20 protein-coding genes and 1 pseudogene are annotated in these 19,874 nt (G+C 38.4%); all 21 read right to left on the minus strand.

Annotated features, from left to right (window positions below; translation table 11 throughout):
- Window positions 1-42 precede the first annotated feature (42 nt).
- Window positions 43-1,445: pseudogene (locus tag TTE_RS08860) on the minus strand (ISLre2-like element ISTte3 family transposase).
- Window positions 1,446-1,738: 293 nt separating this feature from the next.
- Window positions 1,739-2,425: an anaerobic ribonucleoside-triphosphate reductase activating protein gene (locus TTE_RS08865; RefSeq protein WP_009611017.1), complete on the minus strand. Its 687-nt coding sequence runs from the start codon at window positions 2,423-2,425 to the stop codon at window positions 1,739-1,741.
- Window positions 2,422-4,500 (minus strand): ribonucleoside triphosphate reductase, encoded by a 2,079-nt coding sequence (locus TTE_RS08870; RefSeq protein WP_011026024.1) that lies wholly within the window; start codon window positions 4,498-4,500, stop codon window positions 2,422-2,424. Before TTE_RS08870 ends, TTE_RS08865 begins: the two co-directional genes overlap by 4 nt.
- 144 nt (window positions 4,501-4,644) lie before the next feature.
- Window positions 4,645-5,121: a Fur family transcriptional regulator gene (locus tag TTE_RS08875; RefSeq protein ID WP_041587184.1), complete on the minus strand. Its 477-nt coding sequence runs from the start codon at window positions 5,119-5,121 to the stop codon at window positions 4,645-4,647.
- Window positions 5,122-5,352: 231 nt separating this feature from the next.
- Window positions 5,353-5,580 carry a hypothetical protein gene (locus TTE_RS08880; protein WP_226990129.1) on the minus strand — a complete coding sequence of 76 codons (228 nt, stop codon included), beginning with the start codon at window positions 5,578-5,580 and terminating at the stop codon, window positions 5,353-5,355.
- A gap of 59 nt (window positions 5,581-5,639) precedes the next feature.
- Window positions 5,640-5,879 carry a hypothetical protein gene (locus TTE_RS08885; protein ID WP_041587185.1) on the minus strand — a complete coding sequence of 80 codons (240 nt, stop codon included), beginning with the start codon at window positions 5,877-5,879 and terminating at the stop codon, window positions 5,640-5,642.
- Window positions 5,880-5,938: 59 nt separating this feature from the next.
- The gene (locus tag TTE_RS08890) at window positions 5,939-6,670 is read right to left on the minus strand and encodes an ATPase domain-containing protein (protein ID WP_011026028.1); all 732 of its coding nucleotides are present in this window, start codon (window positions 6,668-6,670) and stop codon (window positions 5,939-5,941) included.
- Window positions 6,671-6,693: 23 nt separating this feature from the next.
- Window positions 6,694-8,568 (minus strand): ferrous iron transport protein B, encoded by a 1,875-nt coding sequence (gene feoB / locus TTE_RS08895; protein ID WP_041587334.1) that lies wholly within the window; start codon window positions 8,566-8,568, stop codon window positions 6,694-6,696.
- Entirely contained in the window at window positions 8,546-9,121 is a 576-nt protein-coding gene (locus TTE_RS08900; protein ID WP_011026030.1) for a FeoA domain-containing protein, read from the minus strand. Before TTE_RS08900 ends, feoB (TTE_RS08895) begins: the two co-directional genes overlap by 23 nt.
- Window positions 9,122-9,314: 193 nt before the next feature.
- Window positions 9,315-11,357, minus strand: a complete 2,043-nt coding sequence (gene feoB / locus TTE_RS08905) for a ferrous iron transport protein B (RefSeq protein ID WP_011026031.1) — start codon at window positions 11,355-11,357, stop codon at window positions 9,315-9,317.
- Window positions 11,358-11,369: 12 nt separating this feature from the next.
- Window positions 11,370-11,612, minus strand: a complete 243-nt coding sequence (locus tag TTE_RS08910; protein WP_011026032.1) for a FeoA family protein — start codon at window positions 11,610-11,612, stop codon at window positions 11,370-11,372.
- Window position 11,613: 1 nt separating this feature from the next.
- Window positions 11,614-11,853 (minus strand): FeoA family protein, encoded by a 240-nt coding sequence (locus TTE_RS08915; protein WP_011026033.1) that lies wholly within the window; start codon window positions 11,851-11,853, stop codon window positions 11,614-11,616.
- Between the two features lie 131 nt (window positions 11,854-11,984).
- A complete protein-coding gene (locus TTE_RS08920) occupies window positions 11,985-12,926 on the minus strand; it encodes an ABC transporter permease (protein WP_011026034.1) in 942 nt (313 codons plus the stop codon).
- Between the two features lies 1 nt (window position 12,927).
- A complete protein-coding gene (locus TTE_RS08925) occupies window positions 12,928-13,866 on the minus strand; it encodes an ABC transporter ATP-binding protein (protein WP_011026035.1) in 939 nt (312 codons plus the stop codon).
- A gap of 2 nt (window positions 13,867-13,868) precedes the next feature.
- Window positions 13,869-15,014 (minus strand): NEW3 domain-containing protein, encoded by a 1,146-nt coding sequence (locus TTE_RS08930; protein ID WP_009611286.1) that lies wholly within the window; start codon window positions 15,012-15,014, stop codon window positions 13,869-13,871.
- Window positions 15,015-15,427: 413 nt separating this feature from the next.
- Entirely contained in the window at window positions 15,428-15,937 is a 510-nt protein-coding gene (locus tag TTE_RS08935) for an FmdE family protein (protein WP_011026036.1), read from the minus strand.
- 18 nt (window positions 15,938-15,955) lie between these two features.
- Window positions 15,956-16,369, minus strand: coding sequence for a tRNA (N6-threonylcarbamoyladenosine(37)-N6)-methyltransferase TrmO (gene tsaA / locus TTE_RS08940; protein WP_009611283.1), 414 nt, complete (start codon window positions 16,367-16,369; stop codon window positions 15,956-15,958).
- Between the two features lie 125 nt (window positions 16,370-16,494).
- Window positions 16,495-17,247: an ABC transporter ATP-binding protein gene (locus tag TTE_RS08945; RefSeq protein WP_009611289.1), complete on the minus strand. Its 753-nt coding sequence runs from the start codon at window positions 17,245-17,247 to the stop codon at window positions 16,495-16,497.
- Window positions 17,244-18,308, minus strand: coding sequence for a FecCD family ABC transporter permease (locus TTE_RS08950; RefSeq protein WP_009611284.1), 1,065 nt, complete (start codon window positions 18,306-18,308; stop codon window positions 17,244-17,246). Before TTE_RS08950 ends, TTE_RS08945 begins: the two co-directional genes overlap by 4 nt.
- Before the next feature lie 66 nt (window positions 18,309-18,374).
- Window positions 18,375-19,514, minus strand: coding sequence for an iron ABC transporter substrate-binding protein (locus TTE_RS08955; protein ID WP_011026037.1), 1,140 nt, complete (start codon window positions 19,512-19,514; stop codon window positions 18,375-18,377).
- Window positions 19,515-19,646: 132 nt separating this feature from the next.
- Window positions 19,647-19,868, minus strand: a complete 222-nt coding sequence (locus TTE_RS08960) for a DUF3343 domain-containing protein (protein WP_011026038.1) — start codon at window positions 19,866-19,868, stop codon at window positions 19,647-19,649.
- Between the last annotated feature and the right edge of the window lie 6 nt (window positions 19,869-19,874).

The following is a 19,874-nucleotide window of genomic DNA, read 5'->3' on the forward strand; positions in this document are numbered from 1 at the left end:
CCTGAAACTTAATTAATTCAGGGCTTCGTTTTATCATGTTCTTTATATAACTTGTGCATATTTTAATGCTCTTAAAACCCTATATATTGGCGTTACTTTCCCTATATTCAAAACCGTAATATTGTTTATTTTTTCATTTGTAGACGTTTTAACTCTCCTTACTGCCTCTTTTATTTGCTTCTCTGTTAATTTGTAACTTCCTGCATTTATATTCTTTTTCTTGCCCCACTCTACTTCTCTTAAGTCTCCTCCATTCTTGCTAAATACCCTTAATTTCGCCATTAACTTTAATCCTTCTCTGCTCCACCCTAATGGATTCCTGCTAAGTCTTGCAGAAAATACATGGCTTATATGCCCTTCTGCACTGCACCCTATTACATCTTCGTCTTCACTGTATATCTTTATCCCTTCCCAATTGTTTAGTATGTATCTCTTCGCTTCCTTTATCTTTTCTTTTTCTTTCTCTTCTTTTGCTATCTTTATTAACTCACCAAATATTTTCTTCACTCCTTCTTTATCCCCTTCATTTATTGCTCTCCATATCTTATCCCTATACTTTGGCTCTTTTGATGTTGCTTTTAATACGTATTTGTTTAAATGATATCTGTCTAACACAAACCTTGATTTTACTATCCATTCTAATCCCTCTTTTATCCATGGTGCTCCATCTCCTGCTATGTATATCTTCTCTATCTTCTCTTCCTTGTAATTTTCTTCTATGTAATTCGCTACATCTATCCATATGTCTTCTGCTTTCTCTCCTACGTATGCCTTGTAATACACATTCTTCAGTACGTTCCTTCCGTTTTTCTCTTCCCTACCTTCATGTATGTATATCAATCGCGGTGTTTCACTGCTGCCATCTTGTAAAGGTACATGGTCTTCATCTGCTTCTATGTATAAAACCCTTACTTCCTTCTTCTCTTTTATTTCTCTCTTCACCTCTACTTCTCCTATTTCCCTTATGCGTTTAATACCGTCTGTTTACTTATTTTCTCTGGACATGCTTTCTCGCTACTTTTCTCGTATGATTCTTCTATCGCATTTTCTACTAACTTTATTTTTACTCCCTTTTCTATCCTCTCGTGCCGTCCTATCTCTAATGCATCATCCACTAAATATGTATATCTACCATCCTCCCTTGATTTGTAATATGTCCTCTCATATTCAATATCCCCAAGGACTGTCGTTAATCTCTTTTTATCTTTCCTCTCTACTACCCATTTTTCTTTCCTTCTCTTGTCTTCTTTTATTATCCTATCTAACTCCTCAATAATTGCTTCTATTGCCTCTCTACCTAGTTTGTCCGTAAGTTCTTTTATCCTTGCTACAAGCTCTGTAATATTCATTCCATTCTTTAATAAATCCTCAAAAACATTCATCATTTCCCTAGTGAAATTTAGAGCATTTTGTAGTATAATATCCTCAAAAATATGTTTTTTCACAAGAGACACCCCTTTCGTGTTTTTTGTTTTCCACAATCTATTTTATCACAGGGGTTGTCTCTTGTTTTTTCACTTTAAAAATCCTACGATAATTTTACACTATGTGAAATCCAAAAAACTTTTCAACCAAAATTGGGTCAAATTGTCATCCGCCATCTTTTTAATCTCTTCTAAGGCCTCATATTTAAAAAGTACCTTTTCTTCATTATCCGGATATAGCCCATAACAAATCTTCCTAATTCCATTATAAATCCTTTTTAGACGCATGTCCATTACAAATTAAATTGTCACTCTTATTCTCTAATTAATACTTCTTTTATTTTTTGAGATACAATCTCTTTTACTTTTAACAAAAAATCAATATCACAATTACCTGTTCCGCTTAAATTTTTATCAAGTACTCCTTCAGCATATTTATACCTCTGTAAAACATATCTTTTTACAGGAGAAATCCAATCTGCAATAAAAGTGAAGTCCTCAAGAGTAAGCAATTTATCATTTACAGTTGTCCTAAACTCATAATTTATATCCGAGTCTTTTATTAACTCTACACTTTTTTTAATATTTTCTATGTCCTTTTCATTTTTTAAAAACATATCATACTTTTCTATTGGCGCTTTTATATCCATCGCTATATAATCCAGTAATCCCTCTTCAAGCAAACTTTCCAACACTTGAGGTCTTGAACCATTGGTGTCAAGTTTAACTTCAAAATTTAAGTCCTTTATATTTTTTATAAAATCTTTAAGCCCTTTCCAAAGTGTAGGCTCTCCTCCTGTTATGCATACCCCCTCTATCAAATTTGCCCTCTTTTTAAGGTAATCAAAAAACTCTTTTTCACTTTTTATTCCTTCTCTCATTTGTATCAAATAAGAGTTATGGCAGTATGGACATTTAAAATTGCAGCCACTCACAAACACAGTGGCTGCAATTTTCCCAGGAAAATCTACAAAAGAAACCGGCAAAAAATCGTACATCATACCACAAATTCCTTCCTTTGCTCAAATTCTTTTCTCTTCCCTTCATTCCAGTTTTTAATAGGCCTATAGTATCCCACTACGCGGCTGTAAACCTCACATTCTCTACCGCAGTAGGGACATTCAAAATGCTCGCCTGAAATGTACCCGTGGTCTTCGCATATGGAAAAAGTAGGAGTTATTGTGTAGTAGGGAATCCTGTAATTATAGGCGATTTTCCTTACCAATGCCTTGCAAGTTTCCACATCGCTAATGGCTTCCCCTATAAAACCGTGAAATACAGTCCCTCCAGTGTACTTAGTCTGCAATTCCTCTTGCAAATCAAGCGCAGTAAATATATCCTCTGTAAAATCCACTGGCAGTTGAGTAGAATTGGTATAGTACGGAACATCATCTCCTGCAGTAATTATATCTGGGAAAAGCTCTTTATCTTTTTTGGCCAATCTGTAAGAGGCTCCTTCTGCAGGAGTTGCCTCCAGGTTGTACATAAAACTGGATTCCAGTTGATACTGTTCTAACTTATGCCTCATAAAGTCTAAGACCTCAAGTGCAAATTTTCTCCCCTCTTCCGTGGCAATGCTCACTCCCATGAAATTGAGCAAGGCTTCATTCATACCAATAAGCCCTATGGTGTTGAAATGATTCTGCCAGTAATACCCAAACCTCTTTTTCACATCTCTAAGGTAAAACTTGGAATAAGGATAAAGCCCCATTTCTGTCATCTTCTCAAGTACTTCCCTCTTTATCTCAAGGCTGGTCTTTGCAATGTCCATAAGTCTTTCTAACCTCTGGAAAAACTCCTCTTTCGTCCTGGACAGATATCCAATCCTGGGCATATTTATCGTCACAACACCTATTGACCCTGTCAAGGGATTTGCTCCAAAAAGCCCTCCTCCCCTTCTCCTCAACTCCCTGTTGTCCAATCTAAGTCTACAGCACATTGACCTGACATCATTTGGGTCTAGGTCGCTATTTACAAAATTGCTGAAATAAGGAAGGCCGTATTTTGCTGTCATCTCCATCACTTTGTTTACAACAGGGCTGTCCCAGTCAAAATTTTTAGTTATGTTATAAGTGGGTATGGGGAATGTGAATATCCTCCCTTTCGCGTCCCCCTCCATCATCACCACTGCAAAAGCCATATTTATCATGTCCATCTCTTTTTGAAATTCCTTGTAGGTCCTGTCCATAATCTTTCCGCCTATTATTACAGGCTCATCTGCCATAATCTCGGGCACAACCAAATCCATGGTTATATTCGTAAAAGGTGTCTGAAAGCCCACCCTTGTTGGGACATTCAGGTTGAATATAAATTCCTGCATGGCCTGTTTGACTTCCCTGTAAGACAAATTGTCATAGTAAACAAAGGGAGCAAGGTATGTATCAAAATTGGAAAAAGCCTGGGCCCCTGCTGCTTCTCCTTGAAGCGTATAGAAAAAGTTGACAATCTGCCCAAGGGCTGACCTGAAGTGCTTTGGCGGTTTGCTCTGAACCTTTCCTTCCACTCCTGTAAACCCGTTCAAAAGCAAATCCCTTAAATCCCAGCCGCAGCAGTAAACAGATAAAAGTCCCAAATCGTGAATATGTAAATCCCCGCTTATATGCGCATCTCTCACCTCTGGAGGGTATATTTTATTCAGCCAGTAGTGAGCAGTAATGCTGCTCGATATATGGTTATTGAGCCCTTGCAGTGAATAGCTCATATTGCTATTCTCATTTACTCTCCAATCCTGCTTTCCCAGGTACTCATCTACCATTTTCTCAATATCCATGACCATCTTTTTAAACTCTCTTATATCTTGGTGTTGTTTTCTGTAAAGAATATAAGCTTTTGCAGCTTTAGCATATCCCCTTTTTATTAAAAATACTTCCACCACATCCTGAATTTGCTCAACACTGGCTATCCCCTCAAAAACCTGTTCTACGTGCTTTGTCACTTCATCAGCGATTTCTAATGCCTCTTCGTATTCCCCTTCTCCCACAGCTTTAAAAGCCTTATAAATCGCATTTGAGATTTTTGTCTTATCAAATTTCACCTCTCGCCCGTCTCTTTTAATCACCTTCATCTCAATTTCCATACGTAACCCTCCATTCTTTTGTTTAAAAAACTCTCAATATGACACAAAATATAGTAGTATCTTAATTTAATGCCTCAATATTTAGTATATCATGGTCACCTATCCAAGTCAATAAAAAAATAAAGCGCGGAAACCCGCCGCACTTTAAGACTTTTCCTCTGAATTTGCTAAAAGCCTGGCTTTGCAATTGCTGCATATTCCATAAAAATTTAGTTCTCCATAGTAAATATCAAAGTCATACTTTTTTTCTATCTCTTTTACAGTTTTTATAAGCTCTGGGCTATAATACTCGTCAATATTACCGCAGTATTTGCAGATTAAATGCGCGTGTATCCTTTTTTTGCTAAACATCTTGAGCTCATAGTATTTCTTGTTTCCGATAAGATTTTCAGAGATAATATCGCTTTCTACTAAAATTTTTAAGTTCCTGTATAGAGTAGCAATTCCATAGTGAGGCCACCTTTTCCTTACTTCTTCATAAAGTGAATCAATATCAAAATGCTTATCCGGATTTTTTAAAAATACATCCAAAAGGATCTGCCGCTTTTCCGTAACCTTCAAGCCCCTACCTTTTAGAACCTTAACTAAAAGAGGCATAAGGTTTTTTTGATTTTTCACCATACAACTCACCAAATTTCAGACATATGTTCAATTTAAATATACAATTTTTATTGACATATGTCAATAACTTTCGTACATTTTTCTCCATTTCTCCCACAGAAAATCATCTATCTCATCCACCAAGACAGGGTCAAACTGCAAGCCTTTTTATAAAAATAGCTAAATTAAGAAAAACAAAAAAGAAGAGGCTGGGTTTTAAAAAACTTTGCAGCCTTTTTGCTGAATTCTATTTTATAATTCTTCCCCATTAATTCCAGCCTCCTTAAGCACCTCCTCAAAAGGTACATATTCATTTTCGCTGGCAAGAACTTGTTTAGCTTCTTCTATAAGTTGAATATCAAATTCGTCCAATTCCTCTTCTATTAATTCTTTTAAGTTTTCAAGAATGGCTATAACTTTTGCCATTTTGTCTTCCGGGATTTTGTCTATTATCTTGTAAGCTCGTTCCTTTAAAGTCATTATATTCACCACCATATTTATTGGTTTCCTTTTTATATTTTACTATAGAAAGGTTAGAATTAAAAGAAATAACTAAGTTTATGTCCCTCTCTTTTTGCCCATATCATTTTTGAGGTCCTTTCTGCTACCTCTTTTTTTGTAGTTGTAAAAAGCTCTTTGGCAAATTTAAACTCCTTCTCTTCATTATCGTACTCTCCTTTAAATTTCCTTACCTTTATCCAAATGCCTTCGCCTTTTTTGAAAAACTCCAGTATATTGTCAGAAACCTCTTTTAGCCTTTCATTAAATTCCTGAAACATATCAGAATTTACTGCCACAAAAGAGGTTAGATTTTTCTACAACTTTCTAATAGCAGGTATCAGGTTGTCCTCCCGCCTTCAGCCTCTTTTTTAATTTCCATGATTATATCCGGTGTCAAAGGCAGTATAATCTCTTCATCCTTGTATTTAACCTCGTGCATCTTAATCACTTTTAATGTAAGCTTCATATTCTCACTCATACCGCTTACCATAAGGTTATATGAAGAATCCTCCAGTGCTTTTGCCCAATCCTTGTAAGCATCGCTATTTAAAGTAAGAACGTAAAAGTAATTTTTATCTTCACCTTTAACTAAAAACTTTAACTTCTCATACATCTTTTCTCCATAGGTCTTTGAAAAAAACAGTAAATTAAGAGAGGCACTTGTAACAAGTGTGCCTAAATCGCTTCCCTTTTTGACCTTATCTCCTGCAAAATCCAACGCTTTGTCCCAAACTTCTGGTTTGACATAATTTGCTCTTATTGAATTTTCAGAAACTTCCTCTATATCCTCTATCTGTGGTGCAAGTTCAATGTAGAATACCCTCTCTTCCTCCTCATATTTTTCTAACTCACATCCCAAATGCTTCATCATTCTCTTGTGTGTTTCAATTGATGTGCTAGCAGTCATAAATATCACATTCCCGCCTTTTTTAAGCCACTCATCAGCAAAGAAATTTCCTATTAAAGGCTTCCCTGAGCCTCCAGGTCCGCTTACCAACAGAGGTTTTTCGTACACCCACCCTTCAAAAAGAAGCTCTTTCATCCAATCCCTTTCAAAATATATTCTCATAAATAGTAGCCCTCCTTTTATTTTTATATCAATGCAATTAATCTATAAATAAGACCAGCGATTAACATGCCGTATATAAAAGCAGAAAACGTAACAATCAAAGCCCTTTTAAAGCCAAATTCTTTTATAAACATGCCAAAGGCTATTATACAAGGAATCTGTGCTGAAGATGCAAGCCCAAAAGTAAATATTTGAAATTTTGACAAGACCGTCCCAAAGTCATAAGTCCCCATGGCATTTGCCAGCATTGCAATCACAAGGTCTTTTTGTAAAAAGCCATAAAGAAGCGGTATTACGGTATTTGCAGGAAGTCCAAGCCAGCTTACTGTCAAAAACCTAAAGGGTTTAACTATAAAAGCAGTAAGGTCATAATAGTCTAACATGCCGTACAAAATTCCTCCAGCTACCAAAAGAGGAATAACCACTTTTACAAAGTCTTCCATCCTAACCCATGCTTTAACCAGTAAATTTCTAACAACAGGCATGCGATATGGAGGCATTTCTTCTACAAGAGGCAGTCTTTCCTTTGAAACGACTATTCCTAAAATCTTTGAAGTGATTATAAAAACAACGAGTAACGTAAAATAAGTTAATATAAGATACCCTATTCCTGCGTAATGCCCGACCACTCCAAAGAGTATGGCATTTCGTGAAGAACACGGGACAACTGAATAGAGTATTGCCACCTTAAACCTGTCCTTGAAATTACTGAGAATCCTTGTAGATTTTATGGCAGGCACACTGCAACCAAAACCCAGCATCAAAGGAATGATAGCCTTCGCAGGGAGGTTAAGCCTTGACATCAAGCCATTTAATGCGATTATAAAGCGGGATAAAAGACCAGTATCTTCCATGAATGTAAGAAAAATATAGAATATACCCACATAAGGTACAGCTATACTTATACCTGCAGCAAGGCCTATGAAAGCATTTGTCACCAAAACGTCAAGAAGAGGATGGTAAGCCGAAAGATATGCGCTTAAGCTTTCAATATATCCTTCAAATAAATTTCCTAAAGCATCCTGAAACCATCCGCCAATGTAGAAAAGCCCTAAAAATATAAGGGAAAGGACACTTAAGCTAAAAACTGCACTACCTATTGGATTGTTAAGTATAAAGTTATCAAGTAAATTTAATTTATTTGCCCTTTCTTCTTTATAGGTTAAAATCTTTTGAGAAATATAAAAGGCATATCCTGCCCTTGTTATAACTATGTCTCTTGTCACATTTGGATGAACTCCCCTATATCTTTCCTTTAAATTTTCAAACTTATTCAAGTTTAACAGTCTACATACCATGTCCCCTTCTTCTAATATTTTTACAGCAATGCCTCTTTTAGAAAACTTTCCCTCATAATCAATTTCTCTTTCTATTATTTCTATCATCTCTTCTATGTGGTCATCGTACTGAATAGAGTAGTTAGACTTTTTTACTGATTTAAAAGCATTTTTTAATTTTTCAATCTCCTTTTTAAAAGGATTTATCACCACAACAGGAACGCCCAATAATTCCTCCAAAGCCCTTAAGTCAATTTTCATCCCCTTTTTCAGCGCTTCCTCATAAAAATTAACCGCTATCATGAAAGGAACTCCTAATTCTGCCAATTGGAGGGAAATTATGAGATTTCTCTCTAAAGCAAGTGCATCTAAAATGTGTATCACAAAATCATAATTTCCTTCTAATACTATCCTATATGTAACTTTTTCTTCTTCACTGGAAGGGGTAAGGCTGTAAATGCCGGGGGTATCTACAAATTCCCATGATTCATCTCCAACTTTTGTTCTACCTTCTGTAACATCTACAGTTGTACCAGGGTAATTAGACACTATAACCTTTGCTCCTGTTAGAGTGTTCAAAAAGAGCGATTTCCCTACATTAGGCTGTCCTACCAGAAGCATCCTCAAAAGCTTCTACCCCCTCTATATCATCTCCAATTTCTCTTCCTAAAACCACAAGCCTACCATGGGATTCTATCACTAAAAAGTCATCTCTTTTCTTGACAATCTTAAAATAGCTTCCAGGTGCAAAGCCTAACCCTATAATCCTTGACAATACCATGGGGTTATCTATAGAAAGGCGCACAACAAACCCTATTTGTTGCTCTTTAAAATCTTTTAATTTTTTAGGGGAAGAGGCAGACTCAAAAGCTTTTTTCATATCCTTCATGGCGTAATGCTCCAAAGCATGAGCAATTTGATGCCCGTACACACTTTCTACGAGATTGTGTTTTTCATATATACCTTCAGCCTCTTTTTTCCCGTCTTCTGTGAGAGAGACCTCTTGCTTTTCAAAGTTGACAAAATTATCTTTTTCTAAACTTCTCACTGCTTCAATTACGTCTTCTTTAGCTACTTTACTCTCTATTGCTATTTCTTCCAATGAAGACTTATTGCCTTCTTTTTCCTTTAAAAATCTCAAAATATCCTCTTTCAACACTTTAAGCCATTCCATTGCCTCTCCCCCCTGAACTTAATTTTTACAAGTCATTTTACACTCCCTTTTAAAAGGACAACGATGACACTTACCGCCTTTCTCAAACTGTCTCCTCATCCCAATCCAAATCATAGCGGCCGAAAAACTCCTGCTCCCACTAATATAATATATTCCACGGTAAACACCTTTTTCCTTTTATTTTACAAAATTTTTACCCAAGCCCTAGAATTCGCCCTCCCTGATATACCAAAACCGCCATTAGCCATCCGAGAACCAGAGTGTATCCTATTGCAAAGAAAGTCCATTTCCATGAATTTGTCTCTCTTCTTATAGCGGCAATTGTAGCCACACAGGGGATGTATATAAGAGTCATAACCATAAAGGCATAGGCAGACAGAGGCGTAAAATGCTGCCTTATAGCCTCAAACAAAGCATCTCCCTCTGCACCGTACACCACTCCAAGAGTACCAACTACCGTTTCCTTCGCTAAAATGCCGAATATCAAGGCTGAAGCCGCTTCCCAAGTACCAAATCCAGCCGGCTTTAAAATGGGCGCTACAGCGCTTCCCAATCTACCAATATAGCTCTCAGCGCTGGCATATTCCACTCCCGCGGGAAGGCTAGATAAAATCCATACCAGCACAACTACTCCCAAAATTATGGTGCCAGCTTTTCTCACAAATAAACTTCCTCTCTCCCACATGTGAATAAGCAAGCCCTTTAGAGTAGGCACTCTGTAAGGAGGAAGCTCCATCACAAAAGGAGCTGTCTTGCCTTTGAAAAGAAATTTTTTAAATATTTTAGCCATTATAACTGCCAGCACTATCCCCAAAAGGTATATAGAAAACACCACAAGCCCTTGATTCTCTGCAAAGAAAGCTCCTGCGAAAAGCACATAAACTGGAAGCCTGGCAGCACAAGACATTAAAGGATTTACCAGAATAGTAACCAATCTATCCTCCTTGTTTTCCAAAGTTCTAGTAGCCATTATGCCGGGCACATTGCAGCCAAAACCAATCAGCATAGGTATAAAAGATTTGCCATGAAGTCCCAAAGCAGTCATAAATCTATCCATAACATAAGCGGCTCTCGCCATGTAGCCGCTATCTTCTAACACAGAAATTGCAAAGAATAAGAGGAAAATCGGTGGTATAAATACCAGTACAGAACCAACTCCTGCAATTATTCCATCTCTTATAAAGGAAATTAAAATGTCCGGTGCAGCGATTGACAAAAGCCAGGAGGCTGTAACTTCACCCAGCCAGTCAAAAAACATTTCTATCCAGTCTGATAGGGGATTGCCCAAAGCAAAAGTGAATTCAAAAACCGCCCACATAGCTACAAGAAATATTGGAATGCCGAGGTATTTATTCGTCACAATCCTATCTATTCTGTCAGATAAGGTGTACCTCTCTTCAGGAGTACTCCTCTTTTTTACACATTCCTTTACTATACCAGAAATGACCCCATATCTTTTATCAGCGACGACAACCTCTGCATCTTCTCCAAAAATCCCTTCTAACTTCTTTTGGATCAACTTGACTTTCTCCATCAATGCCGTTTTGGATGAAAACTCTTTCATTATGTTCTCATCGTTTTCTATGAATTTAATAGCCAGCCACCTAGGAAAAAACTTCTTTGAAAGCTCTTCATCTTCCTTAATCAAACTTTCAAGCTCAGAAATGCCCTCTTCCAATTCCTTCCCATAATCTATGCGATATCTTTCTCCTTTAAATTCTACCGCTTTTAGTACGTTCTCCAGTAACTCTTTTACACCTTCCCCTTTAGTGGCCACTGTCATTACAACTGGCACTTTCAAAATCTGCGACAGCTTATCTTTATCAATCTCAATGCCCTTAGCCTTTGCCTCATCCGACATGTTTAAAGCTATAACCAGGTTTGCATTCATCTCCAAAAGCTGCATTGTAAGGTACAAGTTTCTCTCCAGATTAGTGGCATCTACCACATTAATCACAACATCTGGCTTATCGTATATTATAAAATTCCTGGCAATCACTTCATCTTCCGTGTAAGCCCCCAAACTGTAAGTGCCAGGAAGGTCTACTACCTTAAAATCTATACCTTCAAATTTAAGCCTTCCTTCTTTTTTCTCAACAGTAACTCCTGGCCAGTTCCCCACGTGCTGTCTTGATCCTGTAAGCTCATTAAACAAGCTTGTTTTACCTGAATTTGGGTTCCCTGCCAATGCAACCACTAATTCCTTTCTACCTTCTAAAACGCCCATCTTTTCCATCTTTGCCCTCCCCTATAATTCCTCCACTAATATTTTTTGAGCCATGCCAAAGCCCAAAGCAAACCTCATCTCCCCAACTCCTACTATAAGAGGTCCTACATCGTTTTTTACAACCAAAATCTCTACTCCCCTTACAATCCCCATGTCAATTAACCTTCTTCTTATACTTTCCCCTCCTATTATGTCCACTACCACAGCCTTTTTCCCCGGTGGAAGCATAGAAAGAGGCAATACAATTCCTCCCTTTTTTAACAAATTATATCACCTCGATTTCTATCTGAGAAGCTTCCCTTTTTCTAAGACTTAACCTGTAGCCCATCACTGTAACTTCAATCGGGTCTCCAAGTGGCGCTACCCCTTCCACTTTGACTTCTGTCCCGTGAATTACTCCCATATCCACAAGTCGCCTTCTCAGTTCCCCCACCGCCTTAATTTTCACTATTTTTCCTTTTGTCCCAACAGGTAGCTTATCAAGCGTACTCACTTTCTCTTCCAAACTAATGCCTCCCTTCTTTTCGACATGAAATTGATATACAGTAATACTTGATATTGAGAATAATTCTCATTATCTAATAAAAGAATAGCACACCCCTCTTTAAAAGTCAAGATAAAAAAATAATCCGCCAATCAGTGGCGGATATCCTGTCTCATAAAAAGTGTAAAGGAAATTGCAAAGAGGAAAACGCTAAGAGCAACAAGCCCAGCAATCTGAGGCCAAATCAAAAGGAGACTCTGGTCAAAAGAAAGAGGCGTAGGTATCGCTCCAACTACCTGAGCAACTGTAAGTGGCCCTAGTGACCTTACATTTGGGGACAAAAGGGTAGTAACAACTTCTTGATACAGAGTAGTTGGTGAAATCCTCAAAAGGTATTGATGAATCTGCATCTGACGAAACACTATCTGTGCAGGTCCCTCTGTATCTATTGGGACCAAGATATTTACTATCATATCGTAAAATAGCGCAAAGAAGAGCCACACAGCTATGCTGGCAAGCAATGAAGTTGCCGGCTGTCTGAAATATATAGAAAATAAAATTCCCAAACTCAGCCATACTCCTACGTACAGGGCTGTAGCCAGCAAAAACACGATTATTCGCATTACCTCTTCAAAGGTAGGAGGAATGCCGAAAAATAATATAGCAAGCCCCATCACAAAAAAGCCAAGTGCCAGGAAGAAAACTGTTATCACCAGAAGAGCTGCAATCCATTTTGATAAAATTACGTCATCTCTGTAAATAGGCTGAGCTATAAGCCTCACCAATGTTCTTCGATTTATCTCCCCATTTATAGCATCAAAAGCCATGCCTATTCCCAAAAGAGGGGCTAAAAATCCCACAAATGTGATAAAAGAAGGCAGTCGCCCATCAGATACAGTAAAAACCTTCAAAAAAAGGTACAAATCGCCCAGCGGAGTATCAGCTTTTGATACTGCATCTCTTATAGCCATTCCAGCAGTGTAGATAGAGGCAAGTGCTGTCAAAAATATCAGAGCCAAAAGTATGTTAAATCTCCAGCTGTGTATATGGTCGGCAATTTCTTTTTTAATAAGGACTCGCAGTGAGTGGCGCATTTTATTGCACCCCCTCAAAATAGCGATGGTAAATATCATCTAATCCATAGCTTTTAGGCATAAGCCTTACAAGATTATAGCCTTCCTTTACCACAGTTTTGGCAACTTCAGCAGAAACGTCTTTTTCAGCATGGACGATGAAGGCTTTACCTTCCTTTTCTACTTTTTTCACGCCTTCCACACTCATAAGTTTGGAAATAAGGTCATCCTCCATAGGATTAACAGCAACTTCAAAGGTGTAAAGTTCTGTAGAAAACAGCTCTTTTGCCAGTTCCGACACAGTACCTTTTGCTATTAGCTTCCCTTTTACAAATATCCCTACTCTATCGCATATCTCCTGAACTTGATGGAGATGGTGAGAAGACAAAAGAACAGTCATACCGCCTTCTCTGCTCAAATTCTTTATGAGTTCCAAAAATTCTTTCATCCCCTCCGGGTCAAGCCCTAAAGTCGGCTCATCGAGAATCACTATCTGAGGTTTTTTTATAAGGGCATCTGCAAGCCCCAGTCTCTGCCTCATGCCTCTGGAATATGCTCCCACTTTTTTGTCTTTAGCTTCCCCAAGCCCCACCTTTTCAAGCAGTTCTTCTGCTGCTTTTACCGCTTCTTTCTCCTCCATACCGTTTAAAGCAGCAGTGAGCTTCAGATTCTCAAGCCCTGTCATGTCTTCATAAAACCCGACATCCTCGGGCAAATAGCCAACCCATTTTTTTACTTTAAGTGGCTCTCGCGTTGAATTAATCCCTAAAACTTTTACTTCCCCCTCGGTTGGTTCCACAAGGCCTAATATCATTAAAATAGTAGTAGTTTTGCCCGCACCATTAGGGCCCAAAAGTCCAAAAACCTCTCCTCTTTTTATCTCTAAATCCAGATGGTCGACGGCTGGCTGAGTACCATAGATTTTAGTGAGACCTTTTAGCTCTATTACAACATCAGCCAATTTTACCGCCTCCCGTATTTCTCAATCAGATAATATAAAACCCCTATTGTAGCAGCAATTATGAGAAGCGCTACAATTCCCCAACCCCAGCTTGTCTTTACAGTAACTCTAAATACAGCCTCGTCACTAGCCTCTGGGGTACTTGCCCTCATTGTGACCACATAGTCTCCTGCTATGGCTTTCTTATCAGCGTGTATCGTAGCTGTAACCTCTTTTGTCTCTCCAGGAGCGAGGGTATCTATAGTATCAGGTTCAAAGGTTACCTGCCAATCCACAGGCGTATCCGCATAAAACTTTATCTTTGCCAGCTGTGCCGAACCTGTATTTTTCACCTGCAAAGTCACCTTTTTATCTCCACCGGCAACTATATCAGTTGAAAGCACTCCTGTAGGAGTAGTAAGCTTTAACCCATATGTGCCCCTTATCACCACTTCCAACGTAACAGAAGCGCTTGTATTCTTCGTCTCTGCCTTAATTGGTATCTTGTAAGTACCAGCTTTAATCTGAGATGGAGGTGTTATAGAAACCCTAATTAGCTTCTGACTGTTTGGCTCAACTGATACGGATGTCACCTCTTTGCCTTCCACAGTAAACTGCACGTTCCAGCCAGGTTGCACATCAGCGATAAGAGCATAATTTTGCGTATCTGGGGTACGGTTTTTAAGCTTAAGCTCATAACTAAAGGTAGACTTATTCGTCCCCTCCATATTGGGCTGGTCTGTAGTCAACTCTGTCTGATAAGTACCCTGCTCTGTCACATTTACTGTAAGAGTTAAAACAGGAACTCCAGAGCCTAAAAGCACCACTTTATAGCTTCCTTTATCAACCTTTAAAGGCACTTCCACAGTAAGAGTTATTGTCTGGCTGTCATTAGGCTTTACAGAAATTTCTTCGATCTTCCATCCCCCAGCTGTCAAAGTAGTCTGCCATCCCTCAGGGGCTTTTACACTTAAAGGTATGTTTTTAATTTGACCAGATTTGTTTTGAACATCTATGCTGTAGGAAATAGTCTCTCCAGGTGTAACCGCTATATTTATATAGGGCGTAAAAAAGGTCACTCCTGAAACATCAGCATAAGCGATATTATTCCAGCCAGTGAAGAGCATTAGAAATGTAACAGCCAAAGTTAATACTTTGACAATCTTCATTTCTTAACCCCTCCTACATTATTTTTAATAGTGGTGGTAAACGTTTTATAAGCGTAGATAATCCCTGTTTTTTATTATAAACGCATAAAAAAAGGGCTGTCAACTTTTTATAAAAAAGAAAAAGCACTTTCCCGTGCTTTCAGACTGTTGACAAAGTTTAAAAGTGGCATTTTGTGTGTAAATGCGACTTGTTGTCAAAGCGGTAACTAAACTTGGCGAACTTGAGGGGCGAAGGCGGGGCGAGCGAAGCGAGCGACCACCTGAGCCCGAAGGGCGAATTGGTCGGGACCCCGCCGGAGCCCGAAAAGTGAGCCTTAGTTTAGTCGCTTTGCAACTCCGGAGCATTAACACAAAATGCCACTTAAATTAATATGGGTTTTGTCAACAAACTGAAAGCACTTTCCCGTGCTTTTTCATTCCCCAAAACAATCTATACAAACTTTTTTACCATCTTTTAACCTTATTCTGTGCTCTCCAGCGTACTCTCCGCATATTTCGCATTTAATAGAGGGATATATTCGCGCTTTTGGGGGTATTTCATAAGGCGGTGTCTTAAAATCAAAAATTTCCTCCAGCGGAGCATTAAGCAAGTATTCCATCCACTTTTTTCTGTCATCAGCGTGATTAAAAGCCTTTAATACTATTCTAACACCTTCCCGGGTATCTTTTCTAAAAAATGTAAATGCCTGCTTGCCTTTATCCTTAAAAATTAGATTTCCTTTTCCAAAAGTACACCCTGTGATATACTGAATGGCATCGACTCCACAGGCATTGTTCTCTGTGATGCAGACAATTTCTTCGCCCTTAGAAAAGGTGAGATTCAATTTTTTAATTGCCGCTTCACTGGCTCTAAAACCTATTGCAAGTCCTGGGCACTCATGCCCGTGAAAGGAAACACATTCTTCCCAAAGCTTTTTGTCCATAAAAATCCTCCTCTACCTTTACAGCCTATCTTCTGGTTTGACACTGTCTAGCTCGTATACGTAAGGTTTTATGTCCAGAATAGGACTTTTATCAAGAGCATCAACCCCTTTAACATACAGCTTATTGCCCTCCACCTTTATAAGGTCCGCTACACAAAAAGCTATAGGATTAGGCCTATTAGGTGAACGGGTAGCAAAAACACCTTTTATCTCCGGTCCCCACGGAGTAGCCGTTTTTATCACGTCTCTTTTCCCTAAATGGCACCAATAAAGAACTATTATGTGCTTTTTCTTCTCTATCTCTTGAAGCCCTTCCTGAAATTCAGGATATATTTCCAATATTGCCTCCTCATTCCTAGCCCTTCCTTGATGAGGCGCTTCCCCTTTCCTTTTATAAGGGCTGTGTATAACACCTATAGGTACTAGTTCCACAGCAATTCTCCCTTCCTTTCCGTTAAAGTAGAATAAAAATTCAGACGGGAGGGACTCAGACGGGAGGGACGGTTCCTCCTGTCTGAAAACTCAGACGGAAGGAACCGTCCCCCTTGTCTGAGCTGTTAAAGTGGAATGACAACGGGTACTCCTCGGCAGGTTTCTACTGCAACAGGAATCCCATATACAGCCTCTATGTTTTCTTCAGTCATGACTTCCATTCCACCATAGGCAAAAATGGTATTGTCTTTTAAAAGCAAAAATTTATCTGAAAACCTCAAAGCCAAATTCAAATCGTGAATTATTACAATTGCGGCGATATTCTGTTCTTTTACAGTATCTTTTATAATTTTTAAAACCTCAATCTGATTTTTTAAATCCAAATTATTCGTAGGCTCATCTAATAGCATAACAACTGGTTGCTGCGCCAAAGCCCGCGCTATAACCACTTTTTGCAATTCTCCACCGCTTAACTCATTTAAGTATCTTAAGGCAAGTTTTTCTAAATCAAACTTTTTTAAAACCTCATTTACAATTTTTATGTCCTTTTCAGTAATATCCCACTTTATATAGGGCTTTCTCCCCAAAAGCACAGCATCAAATACTGTAAACCGGCCATTCTCATTTCTTTGAGCGACATACCCAATTTTCTTTGCAATTTCCACCCTACTGAGCTTTGAAATCTCGTCTTTTTCAATGTATATAGTACCTTTGTGGGGCTTCAAAATCCTGTTTATGCATTTTAAAAGAGTAGACTTTCCAGCCCCATTATTTCCTAAAATAGATAAAAATTCTCCTTTTTCAAGATGAAATTTCACATTTCTTAACACAGGAACGCTGGTGTAACTGAATTCTATACCATCTATGTTTAAAATCACCTTCTATACCCCCTAGAAAGCACATACAGGAAAACCGGGGCACCTAAAAAGGAAGTGATAGCTCCAACGGGCAGAACTATCGGAGAAATTATTGTCCTGCCCAGAGTATCTGAAGCAAGAAGTATCAGTGCACCTATTGCAGAAGACGCAGGAATTAAAAACCTGTGGTCTCCTCCAATCAATCTTCTCATAATGTGGGGCCCTACAAGCCCTACAAACCCTATTATGCCAACAAAAGATGTAATCACTGCAGCAACAAGAGAAGACATAAACATGCCATAAAGCCTTATCTTCTCAACTTCTACGCCTAACCCCTTTGCCGTCTCCTCTCCGCTGTCTAAAGCATTGTAATTCCATCGGTTTAACATAAAATATATAAGTGAAATCCCTACCACAACAGACATTATAGTTAAATCTCTCCAGGAAGCCCTTCCCAAATCACCAAAAGTCCAGAAAACTATTGAAGCCACTTTTACATCATCTGCAAAGTACTGCAAAATCATCGTGATGGCAGAAAATAGAGAACCCAAGGCAACCCCTGCAAGCACCATCGCTTCAGGTGTAACTCTAAAATTTTTTGCCAACATAAGCACAACTACAGTAGAACCCATAGACCCCAAAAAAGCAAAGATAACTACCAGATAAGGATTGTTTATTATTACAGAATCAGGATTTGTAGTGCTTCCTGCCCCAAATAAGATAATGGCAACTGCCGCTCCAAAAGCTGCACCCTGTGATATCCCTAAAGTAAAAGGGGACGCCAAGGGATTTCTCAATATGCTTTGCGTAACACACCCAGCTACAGAAAGCCCTACTCCTGCCATCATAGCCGATAAAATTCTCGGCATCCTTATATTCCACACAATTATCCTGAATCTTTCTTCCCCTTGTCCTACCAAAGTTTTTACTACATCCTTCACGCTAAGTCCTGCAGAACCAGCATTTATGGCATACACAGCAAGGAGAAAAGTTGTTAATATAGTAAGAAGTATTATCCATATTTTTCTCCTTATATAACGATTGTAACTTTCAGGTACCGCCTCTAATATCAACTGCCTCAAGACTTCATCCCCTCGTCCTTTATAATTCCCCCACAAAAAGTGGAGGAATTTATCTTTGATTATCCCTTAAAATTTAATTTTTTCAAAACCGCCATAGACCTCTTTCATCTTATCGTAGAGGACTTTACCCTTTTCACCAAAAAACTTCGCATATATTTCTTTCGCTTTCTCTACAGGGTCTACATCATTGAATCTTTCAGGGTATAAAACTTTGCCTACCCAGTATGAATCAACCAGAGCCGTGTCAACATTTGTGTTGTACTGGTTATATGGGAGTATCCCATACACATTGCCATTCTTAACTGCCTTCAAATTATTATAAAAATCGGGATTTTTCTGATAATCTTGCTTGACCAAATCAAGATTCCCCTCATCAATGAAGATTATATCTGGATTCCAAGCCAATAACTTTTCTTTTTCTATCATTACACTACCTTTTTGCCCTAAAGTATCAGCCACATTTTTAGCATTAACCGCCATAAAAGGGGGATAATTTCCTTGAGTGCTTTCTATGCCGTGAGCGCCTTTAAATCCCAACGCCCCTACATAAACTGTCGGTTTTTTATCATCGGGAATATCTTTAGTTCTGTCCTGCAAGTCCTTTTGAATTCCCTTTATATACTCCACCAGTTCTTTTGCTCTATCCTCTTTCCCTAACACTTTTCCTATAATCTCTAAAGAGGTGTATATATCTTCTTCAAAAGTCCCCAATTTACCATAACTCAAAACAATTACAGGAATTCCTGTCTTTGACTGCAAGTCATCAGCTTTTGACTTGTCAAGCAAAGATATGACAAAAATTACATCGGGATTTACTTGCACCAGCTTTTCTGCGTCCGGTGTAGAATCAGGACCTCCCTGCCCAATGGTAGGAAGCTTCGCAAACTCTTCCTGGAAAAGCATGTTGTAGGTTCTGCCATTAGTCAATTTTTTGTCTATGTTTTCAACCCCTGCAATTCTGTCAATACCATCAACATAGGTCACAAGCCTTAAAGCTCCAGGACCAATAGCAACTACTTTATGTACTGGACCTTTTACTTCCACCTGCCTTCCTACCAAATCTGTAACTGTTATAGTTTGAACTGTCTCTTTGGAAGTTTCAGAGATTTGCGCCTGATTCTGCGATTTACTACAGGCTGTTAAAGACATAACAATTATTAGCAGTATAGCTAGCACAACGTTTAACCTCTTAAAACCTTTTAACATTCCCGCACCTCCACTAAAATTTTCTAATTGCACTTGTACACTGTATACTCTAGTTTTAATTTAGTGCTACTTTTATAAAAATTATAACACGCGCAATATAAAAAAACAATAAGGTCTCAAAAAAATTTTTATCTATTCTATAGAGTAAAATCCCTTTACTAAAACACCATTTTCTTCTAAAAGCTTCCGTATTATCTCTTCATCTTTCTTATCGTACATTATCGATATTCCACAGCTTAAATCAATAGACCTTGGCGTTGGTACCACTTTATACCACAAATTCTTTTTCTTCAAAATATCCTCTGCTCTCATGACATAATTCACGCTTGGAAAAGCTATGTAATTGCCTTTCATCTTTTT

Origin of the sequence: Caldanaerobacter subterraneus subsp. tengcongensis MB4 (assembly GCF_000007085.1) — a bacterium.
Lineage (GTDB): Bacteria > Bacillota > Thermoanaerobacteria > Thermoanaerobacterales > Thermoanaerobacteraceae > Thermoanaerobacter > Thermoanaerobacter subterraneus.